General features: G+C 65.9%; 13 protein-coding genes, 1 tRNA gene and 1 other RNA gene. 7 read left to right on the top strand and 8 right to left on the bottom strand.

Annotated elements, in window-relative coordinates:
- Nucleotides 1–181: 181 nt before the first annotated feature.
- The 3 genes from V9L18_RS09740 (at nucleotide 182) to V9L18_RS09730 (ending at nucleotide 3,495) form a co-directional block, all read left to right on the top strand.
- Complete coding sequence (locus V9L18_RS09740) at nucleotides 182–1,153, top strand: ABC transporter ATP-binding protein (RefSeq protein ID WP_337346965.1); 972 nt, start codon at nucleotides 182–184, stop codon at nucleotides 1,151–1,153.
- Nucleotides 1,150–2,280 carry an ABC transporter permease gene (locus V9L18_RS09735; protein ID WP_337346964.1) on the top strand — a complete coding sequence of 377 codons (1,131 nt, stop codon included), beginning with the start codon at nucleotides 1,150–1,152 and terminating at the stop codon, nucleotides 2,278–2,280. Before V9L18_RS09740 ends, V9L18_RS09735 begins: the two co-directional genes overlap by 4 nt.
- A gap of 93 nt (nucleotides 2,281–2,373) precedes the next feature.
- Nucleotides 2,374–3,495 carry a hypothetical protein gene (locus tag V9L18_RS09730; RefSeq protein WP_337346963.1) on the top strand — a complete coding sequence of 374 codons (1,122 nt, stop codon included), beginning with the start codon at nucleotides 2,374–2,376 and terminating at the stop codon, nucleotides 3,493–3,495.
- On the opposite strand, the gene V9L18_RS09725 is transcribed toward V9L18_RS09730, so the two are convergent.
- From V9L18_RS09725 to V9L18_RS09705, 5 genes are all read right to left on the bottom strand, one after another.
- Nucleotides 3,484–4,083 carry a GNAT family N-acetyltransferase gene (locus tag V9L18_RS09725; RefSeq protein ID WP_337346962.1) on the bottom strand — a complete coding sequence of 200 codons (600 nt, stop codon included), beginning with the start codon at nucleotides 4,081–4,083 and terminating at the stop codon, nucleotides 3,484–3,486. The two genes, V9L18_RS09730 and V9L18_RS09725, sit on opposite strands and share 12 nt — an antisense overlap.
- 16 nt (nucleotides 4,084–4,099) lie before the next feature.
- Nucleotides 4,100–4,699, bottom strand: coding sequence for a recombination mediator RecR (gene recR, locus V9L18_RS09720; RefSeq protein ID WP_337346961.1), 600 nt, complete (start codon nucleotides 4,697–4,699; stop codon nucleotides 4,100–4,102).
- A gap of 75 nt (nucleotides 4,700–4,774) precedes the next feature.
- Nucleotides 4,775–7,969, bottom strand: coding sequence for a DNA polymerase III subunit gamma and tau (locus tag V9L18_RS09715; RefSeq protein WP_337346960.1), 3,195 nt, complete (start codon nucleotides 7,967–7,969; stop codon nucleotides 4,775–4,777).
- Between the two features lie 63 nt (nucleotides 7,970–8,032).
- Nucleotides 8,033–8,129, bottom strand: an RNA gene (gene ffs, locus V9L18_RS09710) — signal recognition particle sRNA small type.
- Between the two features lie 40 nt (nucleotides 8,130–8,169).
- The gene (locus V9L18_RS09705) at nucleotides 8,170–8,499 is read right to left on the bottom strand and encodes a hypothetical protein (RefSeq protein ID WP_337346959.1); all 330 of its coding nucleotides are present in this window, start codon (nucleotides 8,497–8,499) and stop codon (nucleotides 8,170–8,172) included.
- A 283-nt stretch (nucleotides 8,500–8,782) separates the two neighbouring features.
- Between V9L18_RS09705 and V9L18_RS09700 the strand changes: the two genes are divergently transcribed.
- A tRNA-Ser gene (locus tag V9L18_RS09700) sits at nucleotides 8,783–8,870 on the top strand.
- Between the two features lie 101 nt (nucleotides 8,871–8,971).
- Here the strand turns inward: V9L18_RS09700 and V9L18_RS09695 are convergent.
- Entirely contained in the window at nucleotides 8,972–9,889 is a 918-nt protein-coding gene (locus V9L18_RS09695; RefSeq protein WP_337346958.1) for an oxygenase MpaB family protein, read from the bottom strand.
- 237 nt (nucleotides 9,890–10,126) lie between these two features.
- On the opposite strand from V9L18_RS09695, the gene V9L18_RS09690 reads away from it, so the two are divergent.
- From V9L18_RS09690 to V9L18_RS09680, 3 genes are all read left to right on the top strand, one after another.
- Nucleotides 10,127–11,413: a M23 family metallopeptidase gene (locus V9L18_RS09690; protein WP_337346957.1), complete on the top strand. Its 1,287-nt coding sequence runs from the start codon at nucleotides 10,127–10,129 to the stop codon at nucleotides 11,411–11,413.
- Nucleotides 11,414–11,499: 86 nt separating this feature from the next.
- Nucleotides 11,500–12,027 carry a glutathione peroxidase gene (locus V9L18_RS09685; protein ID WP_337346956.1) on the top strand — a complete coding sequence of 176 codons (528 nt, stop codon included), beginning with the start codon at nucleotides 11,500–11,502 and terminating at the stop codon, nucleotides 12,025–12,027.
- A 123-nt stretch (nucleotides 12,028–12,150) separates the two neighbouring features.
- Complete coding sequence (locus V9L18_RS09680) at nucleotides 12,151–13,080, top strand: phosphodiesterase (RefSeq protein ID WP_337346955.1); 930 nt, start codon at nucleotides 12,151–12,153, stop codon at nucleotides 13,078–13,080.
- Nucleotides 13,081–13,111: 31 nt separating this feature from the next.
- On the opposite strand, the gene V9L18_RS09675 is transcribed toward V9L18_RS09680, so the two are convergent.
- Both V9L18_RS09675 and V9L18_RS09670 read right to left on the bottom strand, forming a co-directional pair.
- Complete coding sequence (locus V9L18_RS09675) at nucleotides 13,112–14,527, bottom strand: stealth family protein (RefSeq protein WP_443197944.1); 1,416 nt, start codon at nucleotides 14,525–14,527, stop codon at nucleotides 13,112–13,114.
- A 297-nt stretch (nucleotides 14,528–14,824) separates the two neighbouring features.
- A complete protein-coding gene (locus V9L18_RS09670) occupies nucleotides 14,825–15,754 on the bottom strand; it encodes a hypothetical protein (RefSeq protein ID WP_337346953.1) in 930 nt (309 codons plus the stop codon).
- Between the last annotated feature and the right edge of the window lie 86 nt (nucleotides 15,755–15,840).

Genomic DNA, 15,840 nt, shown 5'->3' with positions numbered 1-15,840 from the left:
GCGGCCAGGCGCCCTTTCGGCGCAACGGCGTGACTTGTTCAGCCCAGTTTATCGCCGCCGCCGCCCGGCGTTGAATTGTGACCGAATCTCCGCCTTGGGGTGGACACCGGAAGCAATACTGCGGGCGTACGCTCAGATAGTCAGTATGCATGCAGAGACTTGGGGGACAGGTGCGCAGGAAATGGCAATAGAAGAAGATTCGACCGGAGGCCCGGCGCTGCCGGAAGAGTTGCCCGCGGGCGGCATAACAGCCACCGCCGTCAGCCGGAAGTTCGGGCAGGTGCACGCCGTTGAGCATATGGACTTCCATGCTCCGGCGGGTAAGGTGACCGCGCTGATCGGTCCCAACGGGGCCGGCAAAACTACGCTGCTGCTGATGCTGGCATCCCTGCTGGCGCCGGACTCCGGCACCGTCAGCGTGGGCGGCCTCGACCCGCAGCGGGACCGGGCCGCGGTCCGCAGCAGGATCGGCTGGATGCCTGACACGCTTGGCGTGTGGGAGTCCCTGACTGCGCGCGAGATCCTGACCCAGATGGCCCGTTTCTACCGACTTCCCGCCGCAGGAATTGGCGGGCGCGTCGTGGAGATGCTGGACCGTGTGCGGCTGGCCGACCTCGCCGACCAGCCGGCCCGCGTGCTCTCACGCGGCCAGCAGCAGCGGCTCAGCCTGGCACGCGCCCTGATCCACGACCCGTCGGTTCTTCTCCTCGACGAGCCGGCGTCCGGCCTCGATCCGGGGTCCCGCGTTGAACTGCGGATCATGCTGCGCCAGCTGGCGCAGGAAGGGAAGGCCGTGGTGGTCTCCTCCCACGTCCTGAGCGAACTGGACGAAATTGCCGACGGCGCCGTCTTTGTTAATAAGGGCCGCACTGTCAGGCAGCAAACCACGGAAGAGGCCCATGCCGCCGGGCGCAGGTACGCGATCTCAGCCACTGACGGCGGGGCGCTGGCAGCGAAACTCACAGAATTGGGGCTTGCCTTCCGGGTAGGGGATGGCCGCCGTCCGGCGGTGAGCCTGCTGCTCCTGAACGACGACGACGCCGCGCGGCTCCTGCGCGAGCTCGTGCTCGCCGGCGTCCCGGTCAGCTCATTCGCGCCCGCTTCGGGTGCCCTGGAAGAGACCTACATGAATCTCGAGGGGGAGCGGCGATGAGCCAGGTGACCGACACACAACAGCAAACCGCCGTAACCGGCCGTGTAGCTGGCTACGCCGCCGGCATCAAGGACGTAGTAGTCCTGGAACTGAAACAGCGCCTCCGCTCCCGCGGTTGGTACATCATGCTGGCCATCTGGTTCCTCCTGACCGGCCTGGTGACGTGGCTGACGTGGGCCAGCTGGAACGCCAGCCAGGCTGCGCAACGCTCGTATTCGGACTACGTGCCGGAGCAAACCGGCCCGGGGTCCATGATCTTTGAAGTGGTGCTGGCGTTTGTGCTGCTCTTCGCGCTTTTGGTGGCTCCGGCGCTGTCCGCGAATGCCGTCAACGGTGACCGCGCGGGAGGTACGCTGGCCATCCTGCAGGTGACGCTGCTGCGGCCCGGACAGATACTTTGGGGCAAGTTCTTCGCGGCGTGGTTCGCGGCGCTTGCCTTTCTCGTTGCCAGCACGCCGTTCCTGGTGATCGGGGTGGCGCTCGGCGGCATGACGCCCGGACACGTCGTTGTGGCGTTGCTGATGCTTGCTGTTGAGGTGGGAGTCGTCTGCGCCGTCGGCGTAGGGATTTCGGCGCTGGCAGGGCGGCCGTTGTTCTCCATCGTGGTGACGTACCTGGCGGTGGCGGGACTGGTGATCGGCACGCTGATCGCCTTCGGGCTGGGAATGGGCCTCACGCAGGGAACCATCATGGCCAACCAGCCGGAGTACCGCCAGTACCAGCCGCTCAGCAACGGTCCCGTGGAGCCGGAATACACCTGTGCCGGGCCGCTGCGCGAGCAGCCGGCCCCGCGTACCGAGCGTGTTGCCTGGTTCCTGGCAATGAACCCGTACGTGGTGGTGGCTGACGCCATTCCTTATCCCGTGCGGACGGGAGAGCAAGGCTTTACCTCCGTCGGAGCCATCGAGAACGTCAGCCAAGGAGCGCGGTACGCCATGGCGGGCCCGGAGGGAACCTACCCGTGCGCCAATGGCGAGGTGAAGTCACGCTATCTTGCCCAGCAAACGCCGCTGTGGCCGCTTGGGCTCGGCTTGCAACTGGTGCTGGCCGGCCTGCTGCTGTGGCTGGGCTGGCGTTCGCTGCGGACACCGGCGCACAGGCTGGCGCGGGGAACCCGCATAGCCTGACTTCTCCTCTGGACAGGCCCTGCCCGGCGGATCAGGATGGGATCAGCCGGCGAACCCGCCGGCGTCCGCCGGGGCTGGGGCTGTCCATCGGATGTGGGGCTTCGAACTGTGGCTGAGGACGAACGGCAGCATGCGGACCGAACCAGCGAGGAGCCTGTCTATGAGGCCATTGGTCCCGGCTGGAATTCCGGAACTCCAGGGAGCGAGGACGACGCCGACTGGGCGCCTCAGCCCGCCGGCCTCGCACGGGTGGCACTCGGCCTGGCAGTAGGGGACTTGCTGGCATCCTTCCGGGCCGTGCGGTTCTGGCTGGTGGCTGTGGCCGTGCCGCTTGCCACTTCTCTTTTCGCCCTGGCGCTCCTTGGCGTGGCCGCCGCCCCTGCCGAAATGCAGCCGGAAGAGGCCCGGTGGTTTAGCCATTTGCTCGCTGCTGCCCTGATGCCCGCGTCCTCGGCCCTCCTTGCGGTGCATTGGGGACTCCTGGGACGCCAGCGGCTGTCCGGGCTAAGGCAGCCAGGGGACCTGGATCCAGGGCCGCTGGCCCCTTTTCTTTCCGTCGCCGCGCGGGGGCTCGTTGTAGCTGCGATCGCACTGATCGTGCTGGTGCTGCATGCCGGCCTTACAGGAGTCTCAGCTGCCGGCACGGCTGGCGCGTCCGCCGGCGTGGTCGCCTTGGAGTTCGCAGTCTTTGGAGCTATCGGTGCCGGCGTTTCGGCGTTGCTCCGCCGCCGACTGTTGGCGGTGCTAGCCGGATGGACTGTGGCTGGAGCCCTTGTGGCGGGGAACGCTGTGGCTGTTTGGGCCTTGATGCCCGCCGTCCGCGCCGACGAACCCGTCACGGTTGCCATAAATGTGGTTTGGGGGTCCGACGGTACGCGGGATGCCTATGAGTGCTCGACCGAACTCCTGGGCCTCGCCGAGGTTTTTCACACGGAACGGATTGTGTGGCTGGTGGCGGCCAACCCCGTGGTGATGTTTGCGATGCTGGCTTCTGGCGGCGAGACCGGAGAGGAAGGTCTGGGCTGGATGCCCGGTGCCCTCCAGGAAGCTGCGGACGGTACGACAGTCCCCTGTGTCAACGCCGAGCCGCGTACCAAGGACACCGCCAGGATGCCTTTGGAAGTGATCGGGCTGGGCACCCAGGGTGTCGTGGCCGGGGCCTTCCTGGCTGGCGGCCAGTTGGCTGCCCGGCGCAGGGGCGGTTCAGGCGATTGATTGCTGTGGATTGTCCAGGCGGAAATTCAGCAGTGGGTAGCCCTTGCCGGCCGTTTCCCGGTCTGCCGGGGCTGCCGTGTCCTGCTGGAAGCCCAGGCTCTGGAGGAGCTTGATGGATGGAGTGTTTGGTTCATAGGCCCCCGCGACGATGGTGTTCATCCTCCGCTCCGAGAAGAGCCAGCTGACCAATGCCCCGGCAGCCTCGCGGCCGTACCCCTGACGGTGATAGTCGGGATGCAGGACGTAACCCAAAGCCGAGTGCCGGGCGGGAAGTTTTCCCAGGGAAAGCATCCCGGCGGAGGTCAGTTCGATGCTGTTCCAGGTCCGGGCGTCGCCAATAACGTCTCCGGAATCCCGCAGCGTGACGGCCCAGCCGTAGTTGAACCACTCGGCGGTGGATGCCTTGCGCAGCGCCAGCAGCTCCGCCAGCCTCTCGTCGTTTGCCGCCGCGGTGAGGGGACCGTGGGACAGGTAGCGGGTGACGGACGGGTCGCTGCGGAAGCGGTGAATGGCAGCGGCATCCGATTCCTCAACCAAGCGCAGAATGAGCCGCTCGCTGACCAGCGGCATGATGTCTTCCGGGATCATGGCATCTGTCCAGTCATTAGCTGAGCGCGTTGCGTCGGCCCTCGAAGGCGCGGCCCAGGGTGACCTCGTCCGCGTACTCCAAATCGCCGCCCACGGGCAGCCCGGATGCGAGGCGGGTGACCACAATGCCGATGGACTTCAGCATCCGGGCCAGGTAGGTGGCCGTTGCCTCACCTTCCAGGTTGGGGTCGGTGGCGATGATGACCTCCTGGATGGCGCCGTCGTTCAACCTGGTCAGCAGTTCCCGGATCCGGAGCTGTTCCGGGCCAACACCGGCAATCGGATTGATGGCTCCGCCCAGCACATGGTAGCGGCCGCGGAATGACCGCGTGCGCTCCACGGCCAGGACGTCCTTGGACTCCTCGACCACGCAAATCACGGAAGGATCGCGCCGGATGTCCCGGCAGATGTTGCAGAGCTCCTGCTCGGTCACGTTGCCGCAGACGGTGCAGAACTTGACGCGTTCCTTCACCGTGGTGATGGCGTCCACCAGGCGTTTCATGTCTTGAGGATCGGCTTCGAGGATGTGGAACGCCAGCCGCTGCGCGGACTTGGGCCCCACTCCGGGAAGGCGTCCAAGCTCATCAATCAGCTCTTGGACCGCACCTTCGTACACGTTTTCCTCTTTAGCTTGGCTTGGATGATGGGCGAATCAGTGGTGCACGCTACGTGGCGAGCCGTTGTGGGGCCGTCAGTAACGGGGAGGAAGCGGGCTGCCATCCAGGGAGCGCTCCTCGATGAGCTTCCCGCCCAGAATACGCTCGATGGCGGCGCGCCCGAAGACACCTGATTCCTCGATGGTTTCGTCATCCGCACTGGGGATATCCTGCACGTCCGGAACAGCGGCCGCGACGGCCCGCGACGGCGCCTTGGCCCGCCCGGCCTCCGCTTCGGGACTGTTGGACAGCCGCTGGTAGAGGCTCTGCCGGGCTGCGGCCGCAGCCGGGGTGGTTGCAGGAGAGGGTTGCGGAGGCGCGGCCTGCGGGGCCGAAGCGGCCATGGCGTATTCGCGCACCGGTTCCGCGGCAGGTTCAGCGGCGGGGATTCCGGGGGTGGAAGGCCCAAAACCACCTGGCCCGCAAGGGGAAGGGGCGGCTACGGGTGCGGCTACTGGAAGTCCCCAGTCGTCCACTGTTTCGGGCGCTTGCGGGGCCGCGGCAGGCTCTGGGGCCACAGGCGGGGCAGCTGGAGCCGTCTGGGGAATCTGTGCCGCGGCGGGTTCGTAGTCAGGTGGAGGGCTGGTGGTGACAGCCGTGGTGTCCGCTCCGGCAGGAGCCTGGCTCTTGCCGAGGTTGGTTTCAGTGCCAACAACCCAGACACCCGGCGCCTGTTCCACGGCGCGGGTCCACGGATCAGGCGCGGCGGCTGCGGGAGCCGGACCTGAAGAGGCATGGACGCCTGACGCGGTCGAACTGGCCTTTTTGGCGGTTTTGGGGGCGCGCTTGCCGCCGGGCAGGTCACTGCTGTCAGAAGCAGGGCCAGCTGGGGTGCGCCGTGGTTCCACCGGCGCGGAGGGATCCCAGTCCATGGGAGGTTCCTCGTCCAAGGGCGGGGCATCTTCGTCGCGGGGCGGGCCCCAGTCGTCGTCGGAGTAGGCGTACGTGCCGGCGGCCTCGTCGTCCTGCACCGACGGCGGTGCGGGCACCGGGCCAGGCGCCTGTACCGATGCGTTCGCTGGCATGGCAGCCGCGGCGTGGATAGGTGCTCCCTGAGCTTCCGCCGGAGCAGCAAACTGTTCGGCGGATGAAGGGACCGGTTCCGTTGGGACTTTGGCGGCAGGAACCGTTGCTGCGGTAACCGCCGGTGGCTGAACCGTGGCCGGAGGAGCAGGAACCGCAGAGGCCGGAACGGTGGGCGCAGCGGCCGCGCTGGACGTGGCATTGTCCGGTGTGGGCGCGGTGTTGTCCGGGGCGGCGGGAGCGCCTGCGGGGGCGAGCCCCCAGGCGACATCTGCGGACGTTGCCGGGGCTACCCGGCTAGCGGGCGCTTTTGGGTTTGGCTCAGAGCTCGCTGGGCTGTTGTTGCCGCCCGCGACGGCCGTGATCTGGCAGTCAATACCCACGGTTTTGTGGATCGCCTGGCGCAGGTTTTCCGAATGGTCGGCACGGCCGAATGCTCCCGCCAGCCCGGACGTGGTGAAGGCGAGGGTGAGTCCCTGGCCGTCGAAGGCTGCCACCTTGGCGTTGGGTTCCACCAGCGCCCAGGTGCTGCGCTTGATTTTCGACAACGTCTGGAGGATTTCGGGCCACGCGCGGCGAAGGACTTCGACGTCGGCGCCGGGCCGTCCGGTGGTAGCGGGGGCTTCCGCTGGCCGGGCTTCCGCCACAGGGGCGACGGCGGGGGATTGCTGCATGGGAGCCTGCTTCGCCCGCGGTTGCTGCGCTGGCATTTCCTGGACGGGCGGTTGCTGCACCGGTATTTCCTGCACCGGTGTGCGGGGGGCTTCTGCTGCGGGGCCTGTAGAGGTCCGGCCGCTGGAGGGCTCATCCACGGGCCAGTCGCCAGTGCTGAGCCGGGGTGCCATCAGGGGCTGGCGGGCTTCGGCCGCTTGCGGCCGCTGCACCTGCTGAGGGGGCATTTCCTGGGAAGCAGCGGCGGCCGGCATGCCCTCCCCTGAACGGGCGGACGCTGGTGCAGCGGGAGCAGTGGCTGTAGAAGCAGCTCCGGCCACCGGTTGGGCGGATCCTGCGGGGGCGGGAGCACCGACGTCGTTCCCGGCGTAGCTGAGGCGCCGCTCCACGCGGTCGATCCGGGCGGCAATGCCGCGTTCGGTCTGTTCTGAGCTGGGCAGCAGAATGCGCGCGCACAGCAGTTCGAGGTGGAGCCGCGGGGACGTGGCACCAGTCATCTCGGTCAGTGCGGTGTTGGTGACATCCGCGGCGCGTGAGAGTTCGGCTGCTCCCAGGTTGTGCGCCTGGTTCTGCAGGCGTGCGATCTGGTCCGCCGGCATGCCTCGCAGGATGGTCTGGGCGCTTTCGGGCATGGCCTGGACAATGATGAGGTCGCGGAAGCGTTCGAGCAGGTCCTCGACGAAGCGGCGGGGATCGTGGCCGGTCTGGATCACGCGGTCCACGGCGCGGAAGACCGTTGCGGCGTCGGCGGCAGCCACTGCCACGACGACGTCATCCAGCAGCGATGCATGCGTGTAGCCCAGGAGGGCGACGGCGAGCTCGTAGTCAAGGCCGTTCTGCCCGGCTCCGGCCATCAGCTGGTCCAGCACGGAGAGCGAGTCCCGGACCGAGCCTGCGCCGGCCCGGATCACCAGGGACAGGACCCCCGGAGCCACCGGGACGTTTTCCTGCCGGCACAGCAGTTCCAGGTAGGCCATGAGCGGCTCCGGGGGAACCAGCCGGAAAGGATAGTGGTGGGTGCGGGACCGGATAGTGCCGATGACTTTGTCAGGCTCCGTGGTGGCGAAGATGAACTTTATGTGCTCCGGAGGCTCTTCCACGATCTTGAGCAGGGCGTTGAACCCCGCCGAGGTGACCATGTGGGCCTCATCGATGATGAAGATTTTGTAGCGGTCCCGGACCGGGGCGTAGGTTGCCCGTTCGCGGAGGTCGCGGGCGTCATCGACGCCACCGTGGCTGGCGGCGTCGATCTCGATGACGTCAAGGGAGCCGGAGCCGCCGCGGGCCAGTTCAATACAGCTGGGGCAGACGCCGCACGGCGTGTCAGTGGGGCCCTGGGCACAGTTGAGGCAGCGGGCGAGGATGCGGGCGGACGTGGTTTTTCCGCAACCGCGGGGACCCGAGAAGAGGTAGGCGTGGTTGACCCGATTCTTCCGCAGGGCCGTCATCAGCGGCTCCGTGACATGTTCCTGCCCGATAACGTCAGCGAAGGAATCCGGACGGTATCTGCGGTATAGGGCGGTTGTAACAGTCACAGAGAAAACCCTACCAATCCGGGCTGACAATCATGATCCTGGGCGGCCACCCAGCGGGGGAATAGTAAAGACCCCCCATGCACCCGCCAGAGCCCGTCTACCCTTGCTACCTTCCGGTCCTGGGGGAGTTCAACAGGATGACGCCACATGAGGGGCCGCAGATCAGTTTACCCGAACTTTTCGCATGCCTCGAACCGGCCTTATTCCCTGGGCCAGCCGTCCACCGGCCAGCTCATGAAGGCGGGCTCCTCATACGGGTGGGCGGCGCGCAGGGCCAACACGACCGCGTCCAGCACAGTGGCCTCGACCACGCATTCGATCCTGTCTTCAGCGACCTCGGTGGGCCGGTCCAGGTCTCCAAGAAAGGGCGTGGCCCCTGCCAGCGGCGTGAAGCGCCCGGTTCCGGCCGTGACGAAAGAGCAGTGGGAGTAGTTTCCGATCCGGCCTGCCCCGGCGTCGCCGATCGCGGCCAGGACTGTGTGCGTATGGGTCCGGGGAACGTAGGCCACCAGGGTGTGGAGCTGTGTCATGGCTCCATCGTGCCAAAGGCGTCGAAGGTAATGGCAGGCATAATTCATTGCTTATCCGGCGGGCAGGCCTGAGTATGGGTATGTACACCGATTGGGGCAATCTCAAGATTGTGAGCTGCGGGGCCTGGCTGGAGGGCCGGACCCGGCAGCTCAACGGTGTTCCGGAGGAATGGACGCATTGGGGGCGTCCATTTTGACGTTAACGGGCACCCACCCTGAGGCCAATTGGGCGTTGCTGAAAAGTTCAGGTAGTCTAGTGTCTGCTTTTGATTCAGAAGCAGCTGGAGAATTCGCCTAGCGGCCTATGGCGCACGCCTGGAACGCGTGTTGGGTTAACGCCCTCGGGGGTTCAAATCCCCCATTCTCCGCCAGTCAAAAACCCGGTACTGACCATGTCAGTACCGGGTTTTTGCATTCCCGAGAACTGCAGTCACTTGGCCCCATGCGCGTTGGGACCACCAGGCTTGCCCCGTCAGCCGGGGGTGTGGCCCAGCCTTCGGAGCCGCTGCCGGGCCGCCTGCTCGCTGGGCCCCGGCCCGAGCCCCAAGGCCAGATGCACGACGCCGAGAGTCACCCCGATTGCCAGCTTGACTGGAAGGGGGAACGGGCCCAGCCGCGCCGTCCGGAGCCCCAGCATCTGCCGGTACCTGGGGTCGAGGCTGTAGACGGCTCCGGCAAACACCACTTGATAGCCCGGGCGCAGGAGCGGGTGCAGGGGCGGGTGGCGAATGAATTCAACAGTCTCGGCGACCCTGTTGTCAGACAGCAACTCCCCGCTTTCATACCAACGGTCCAGCTGCCGGTGCATGTCGGCTTCCGTGAGCGGTGGATCCTCAACCCCCATCAGCCGCCCGGCCTGGGCCCACTCGCGCACGTAGGCATCCGGGCCGCCCGGGATTTCGCCGCCCCACATCTTGTGGGCTGTGAGGAAGGCATCGACGAAGGCCAGGTGGACCCAGCGGGCAGCCTCCGGATCATTCGCTGAGTAACATCGCTCCGTGCCGCGCCCGTCCATGTAGTTTCCGTGGACAGGCTCGTGCAGTTGGCGGACACGGGCGGTGGCTTCGTCTGCGGCAGCCCTTGAGCCGTAGGTGACGGTGAAAATCCACCGGATGGTACGGGCCAGCCGGCGCAACGGATCTTCGCGGAAGTCGGAGTGCTCGAGGATTCCCGCCAACGCGGCCGGGTGCAGAGCCTGCATCAGGAGCGCGCGGATGCCGGCAACGATGGGTGTCATGGAGCCATGCACCGCCCAGACAGCCGAGCCGGGCAGGTGATAGCCGGCGTCGTTTCCCTCCGCCAACCGCGGAACCCAGGCGGGCAGTACGTCAGGGCTGCCGGTGAACACGCGTTTGAGTTCCCCCTGCCATTCCCTGAGGAGATTGCGCATATCACCATTCTTACTCACAGCCCGGCGGGCAGCGGATGCACGCGCATATCCACAAAAATTCCGCAGTGTGCTGTGCCGGGGTTCACAGGCTCCGGGCTTTGTGGTCCCATGATGGGGTAAGCCCGTTCGGAGATCTGGGGTCTGACGGGCCAACCCGGGAGTCAACGAGTGGGCAATCATTGGGGATCCGGCCGCGACAAGGAGTCTGCGGGCCCCTGCGCTGTGGCGGTTCGCGCAATGGCCGCGAGTGTTGTTGTTGCCGTGTCCTTTTTTGCCTTGGGATTTCCCGGCGCCCCTCTCCAAGCGGGGAAGCCGGCCTCACCGGCCGGCAGTGTCAGCCTTCCCGGACTCGGAGGCGGTTTCCTCACGGACAGCAGGGCCCTGGTCCCGTTCAGCCGGACGATTATCACTACTGTCGCCAAGGATGGACGCGCCGAGCTCAACGTTGCCTCCGCCGGGCTCAAACGACCTCCGGAGGGGTCCCTGATGGCGCCCCTTGAAGTCCTCAGGCCGAGTTCGCCCTTTGGCTACCGGATCAGCCCCCTCTCTGGAGCGGCAGGGGACTTCCACCTCGGCCAGGACTATGCGGCAGGCTGCGGCACCAGGGTCTATGCGGCCGACGCCGGTGTTGTCCGCGCCGCGGGCTGGCATCCGTGGGGCGGCGGCAACCGGGTGGAGATCGATCACGGCAACGGGCTGATCACCACGTACAACCACTTGGAGGCGATCGCGGTCCGGGCAGGGGACTCCGTCCAGGTGGGCCAGGTCATTGCGCGGGTGGGTACTACTGGATGGTCCACGGGCTGCCACCTGCATTTCGAAACAATCCTTCGCGGCAAGCACACCAGCCCCCTGAACTGGACGCTGCTGCCCACCCGCCAGGTGGACGCGCTGGAGGACATCGCGATGGTCAGTTACGACGGCAAGGCATCGAGTGCTTCGGAGGGTCAGCGCTGGGCCATCCCGGTCGCCGCGGACCACTCCCACACCGTCCTCAACGGTGAACAGGAACTGGCTGAGGCGCCGGAACCGGAACCCGCGGCAGGGTCCACACCGGGAACTGCAAACACAGCCACTGCGGCGCCAACATCGACGCCGGCACCGTCAGGGTCGCCCACGGCGACGCCGACAAACACAGCCACGGCTACGCCAACCACGACGGCGGCTCCCTCACCGTCCGTGCCAACCTCGCCGACGTCGTCCTCCCCGTCCGGCACCAGCAGCGCCTCGCCCACGCCAACGACGACGGGCACCTCGTCGCCCGCTCCCACGGGGACATCACCGACGCCGGTGCCCACAGGAACCACCCCTGCGGCGACCGTTCCTTCGTCCCCGACGCCCACCTCCTCGACCCCGAGTCCGTCCTGGCCAACGCTGAAAGCCACGGCAACCCCGGCCGAGCCAACGTCGATCGAATCCTCGGCTGAGGCACCCACCCCAACTGAGCCAACGTCGCCGAAGATAACGCCAACTGCATCTACGGCCACGGCTCCAACGCCCACGGTGACGGAGCCTGCGCCGTAGAGACCCAGAGAACTCCCAGATTCCACCCGTACCCTTGATGGTTGGCAACGAATCACCCGCATGACCAACCCTTCAAGGACGGCGCTGTGACTTCCCTCCACACCATTCCCCTCACACTCAACGACGGTACCGAGACCCACTTTGGCCGGTTCAAGGGAGACGTGGTCCTGGTGGTGAACGTGGCGTCACATTGCGGTTTCACGCCCCAATACGCCGGACTTGAGACCGTCTACGAGAAGTTTCGGAACCGCGGCTTCGAGATCCTCGGAGTCCCGTGCAACCAGTTCGCCGGCCAAGAACCAGGCACCGACGGCGAGATCGCCGAGTTCTGCGAGCGGAACTTCGGTGTGACCTTCCCGCTCACGGCCAAGGCCAACGTCCGGGGCAAGGACCAGCATCCGCTGTATGCGGAACTGACAAAATTCAAGACCAGCGTGCTGCCCGGACTGGTGAAATGGAACTTCGAGAAGTTCCTGGTGAACCGCGACGGCGAGGTAGTGGCACGCTTCGCACCGACCGTCGAACCGGACTCCGCAGAAATTATTGACGCGATTGAATCGGCATTGGTGGCCTCTAATGTTCAAGAAGACCCGAGCGGGCATTACGGAACGTAATTCTTTGATCTTTTTCCAAGATGGCCTCGGCAATTTACCCAAAATTTGCCGAATGTCTGGTTGGATAAAGATTACTGATGGGTAGAAGGGAAACGCCGTTTCCCACCGACCACAAAGGCAGCAATGGAGCACATCGAGGCCGAGCACCCCCGGCCACGCCACTTCCTACTCCACCTGAGCGACCCCCACCTGATGGGAGGTCCAGACCCCCTATATGGCGCAGTAGACAGCGAAGCCAAGCTCATCCAGCTTTTCGACGAGGTCCGGGCATCCGGGGCACGGCCGGAGGCCGTCATCTTCACAGGTGACCTCGCGGACAAGGGCGACCCTGACGCCTACGCAAAATTGCGTGCAATCGTTGATCCTGCCTGCGAAGACATGGGCGCCAAGGTCATCTGGGCCATGGGAAACCACGACAACCGTGCCAACTTCCGGGCGGGGCTGTTGGACCAGCCAGCGAACGACGCCCCCGTGGACCACAGCTACTTCATCAATGGCCTGCGCGTGATCACCATGGATACGTCCGTGCCGGGATACCACCACGGGGAGCTGAGCGAATCCCAGCTGGACTGGCTGGCCAGCCAGTTGGACACCCCCGCCCCGGACGGCACCATCCTGGCGCTCCACCACCCGCCGGTCCCGTCCGTCCTGGATCTCTCAGTGCTGGTGGAACTGCGCGACCAAGCGAGCCTGGAGGCAGTGGTCCGAAACTCCGACGTCCGCACCATTCTCGCCGGGCATTTGCATTACTCAACCACTGCAAGCTTCGCCGGAATCCCCGTCTCGGTAGCTTCGGCGACCTGCTATACCCAGGATCTCAACGTGGCGGTCGGCGGAACACGGGGCCGGGACGGCGGCCAGGCGTTCAACCTGGTCCACGTCTACGAGCACACCATTGTCCACTCGGTGGTCCCGCTGGGCAGCACGCCCACTGTGGGCGAGTACGTTGCGCCTGAAATGACGGCAGCGCGACTGGCCGCCGCGGGAGTCCGCATCCCCGAGAAAGCAAAGACCGCCGGAACCCTCAAGGTCGGACTCGGATCCAGGAGCTAGCGGGAGCCGCAGGCCTGGGCCACGGGCGGCCTCAGATCTCCCAGGGCGCCTTGATGGGGTAGTACTTCTCCAGGAAATCGGTCACCAGGTCCGCTCGCTCGTCGGCTGGGACTTCCGGGAAACTGCCGTCATTCAGGCAGAAGAAGTCCATATTGCGCTTGGCCAGCAGCTTGGGCAGGTAGTTCAACCCGGCCCGCATGGTGGTGTCCACGTAGCGCACCCTGGCTGCCGTCTGGGTGACCGCCCGGCCCGTGAGCAAGGCGTAGTAGTGGTAGAAGGAATTGGTCACCGAAATGTTGTCCGCGGCGCGGAACCTGCTGGCCGCCGTCTTGCGGAACTCCTCCGGGAACTCCCGCTCCATACGGGCCACCACGCTGCGACGCAGCGGGGCAGCCGTGTGCTCAAGGTGGCGCGTGGTGATCCGTCCGAAGCGGTTCCACAGCAGCTTCCGGTTCACGCGTGCGGCGTTTTCGAACCCGCTGCGTTCGGCGGCGTTCTCGCCGAGTCCGATCCGCGTTTCGGCTTCAATGAATTTGGTGATGCCGCCGGGAGTGAAGAACATGTCCGGACCGACCGGGCGGCCGAAGAACATGTCGTCATTGGAGTACAGGAAGTGCTCTGAGAGCCCGTCGATGTTGTGGAGCTGGCATTCCACGGCCTGCGAGTTGTGCGTGGGCAGGACCGAGGGGTCGGAGAAGAACTCTTCGCTGCGGACAATGGTCACCGACGGGTGCTCGGCGAGCCACTCGGGCGCGGGGGAGTCCGTGGCGATGAAGATGCGGCGGATCCAGGGCGCGAACATGTAGATCGAGCGCAGGGCGTACTTGAGTTCGTTGATTTGCCGGAAGCGGGCCTCATGGTCATCGCCTTCGCCGAGAACAACGCCCTGCTGCTGGGCACGGCGTGCAGCGATGTATTCGGGGGAGCTGCCGTCCACCCAGGAGAACACCAGGTCGATGTCGAAGCTGATGTCGCTGGCGTGGTCAGCGAACATGTTCTCGATCGTCGGCCAGGTGTGCCCGTACCGTTCCACCGTTCCACGGACGGCGTCCTGGGTCAGCATGGTACGGCGTGTCAGGGAATTCTCGATGGGCAGGATCAGCTGGTCGCCCCCGAAGCTCCACAGCTCAATCTGGACCCCCGCGGAGGACCCGAACTCGAAGCCGCCGTCCGGTTCGACACGCGGACGGTACAGGCGGAAGATCCGGGCCTGGCGGTTGGGGGAGAGCTCGCCGTCGGCCACCAGCACCGAGGATTTCTTTTTCGCGTCCACGGTCATGGAATAGACCGGTTCGTTGCGGCAGGCCTCCACGAGGGCGGCCCGCAGCTTTTTCCGGTCCTTCCAATCCAGCGCAATGACTGGACGGTCGCTGTTGCCGCGGACCAGGAGGTAGTCCAGCCCGGCTCCAGCGAGTACATTGCGCAGGAACAGCAGGTCCTCCACCATCGCCTGGTACGGCGTCCGGTTGTGGTTGATGAGGGCATACCTGCCCTTGTGGCGGACGACGTCGGGACGGTGCTTGAGGCGCGCTTCAGCGGCAGGCGATGTCACCTCCGGATGGGCACCTGTTTCTACGGACGCCTGGCCGCCGTAGTAGATTTCATCCTGAACCGGTGTTTCTGTAATGGTTTTCTCCGCAGCTAAGTGGTAAGCGTTCTTACTTGCATAATAGCCCTGCCATTGAAACGGCAGGTTTCGGGCCGGACAAGTCCCGGCACCGGAAGCCCTATCAGTCCCGGCGCCTCAGCCCGCGAGCGCCTCGCGCCAACTGCGCAGGAAAGCTCCGCCGGCGTCGTCGTGGATGACGTCGTCCGTAAGGCCCAGGTCCGCTGCCGTCAGGACGGTGTAAGGCTTCTGCGGAACGCCGTCCGCGGGGCGGACGTCCACGTGCATGACCGCGTGATCGTTGTGGTGCAGCCAGTCTGCCATGGCGTAGTCGGTGCGGGAGTCCCCCACCGTCCGCCAGGCCTGCGGCGTAATGCCTTGGGCTGCGAGGAGTTCCACCGCGCGGCTGGCCCCCAGGTCCTTGCCCAGCCGCACCGATTCAATGTCCGTGGAGATAATGGTGGGGTCCACGCGGTAGTCCACCTCGTCGTCGGAATTCGGTGCGTGGTGGTCCAGCCGTACCACGCCCAGGCCGTGGCGGGACATCAGGTCCATGGCGTCGGCGTCAAAGAGCTTTTGTTCGGCGAGGTAGTCAGCGCTGTCCACCTCGATGTGCTGCTCCACGGAGACCATGGCACGCTTGGTCTCGTCGAAGAACATATGCGCGGAATAGTCCTCGGCCACCAGCCGGCGGACGTCGTCGCCGTAGGCCCCGGGAACCGCCAGCTCATGGTCAACATGGATAGGGCCCGGGCCGGCCGCGGTGTAGCTGAACCAGACGGCGCCCTTCTCGCAAACGGCGTGGATGATGGTCCCGGAGGGTATTCCGGCGGCGATCATGGGGTTCATGACCTGTTCCCGGATGAAGGCGTCGGAGCGGCCGGTGTTGAAGATGACTGGAATTCCTGCGGCGGCCAGCGCAACGAGGTCGGCAATGATCCCGGGCTGCACGTTCCGGGTCACGGGGCTGGCTACCGGACCGTCGACGTCGAGCAGGAGGGCCAGGGGCGGCGCGGACGGCAGGCGTGCGCCGGGCGTGGAGCCGGCAGGGAATTCAGTCGCAGTCATGCCTCCATTGTGTCAGGCGGTCCGGCCGGGCCCGCGACGGCCGCCGAAGTGCCCCGCATGTGACACATGGTCACTGTTTGGCTACA

It is taken from the genome of Pseudarthrobacter sp. CCNWLW217, assembly GCF_037203985.1.
Taxonomy (GTDB): domain Bacteria; phylum Actinomycetota; class Actinomycetes; order Actinomycetales; family Micrococcaceae; genus Arthrobacter.
Note: the sequence above shows the minus strand (reverse complement) of the source record. Positions and strands in the feature narration are given on the sequence as shown.

What these genes read in the sequence shown, in the direction of transcription:
- V9L18_RS09725 (WP_337346962.1), bottom strand. Translation starts at nt 4,083, where the DNA reads ATGATCCCGGAAGACATCATGCCGCTGGTCAGCGAGCGGCTCATTCTG.
- V9L18_RS09690 (WP_337346957.1), top strand. Translation starts at nt 10,127, where the DNA reads ATGGCCGCGAGTGTTGTTGTTGCCGTGTCCTTTTTTGCCTTGGGATTT.
- V9L18_RS09705 (WP_337346959.1), bottom strand. Translation starts at nt 8,499, where the DNA reads ATGACACAGCTCCACACCCTGGTGGCCTACGTTCCCCGGACCCATACG.
- V9L18_RS09740 (WP_337346965.1), top strand. Translation starts at nt 182, where the DNA reads ATGGCAATAGAAGAAGATTCGACCGGAGGCCCGGCGCTGCCGGAAGAG.
- V9L18_RS09680 (WP_337346955.1), top strand. Translation starts at nt 12,151, where the DNA reads ATGGAGCACATCGAGGCCGAGCACCCCCGGCCACGCCACTTCCTACTC.
- V9L18_RS09670 (WP_337346953.1), bottom strand. Translation starts at nt 15,754, where the DNA reads ATGACTGCGACTGAATTCCCTGCCGGCTCCACGCCCGGCGCACGCCTG.
- V9L18_RS09695 (WP_337346958.1), bottom strand. Translation starts at nt 9,889, where the DNA reads ATGCGCAATCTCCTCAGGGAATGGCAGGGGGAACTCAAACGCGTGTTC.
- V9L18_RS09735 (WP_337346964.1), top strand. Translation starts at nt 1,150, where the DNA reads ATGAGCCAGGTGACCGACACACAACAGCAAACCGCCGTAACCGGCCGT.
- V9L18_RS09675 (WP_443197944.1), bottom strand. Translation starts at nt 14,527, where the DNA reads ATGGTGGAGGACCTGCTGTTCCTGCGCAATGTACTCGCTGGAGCCGGG.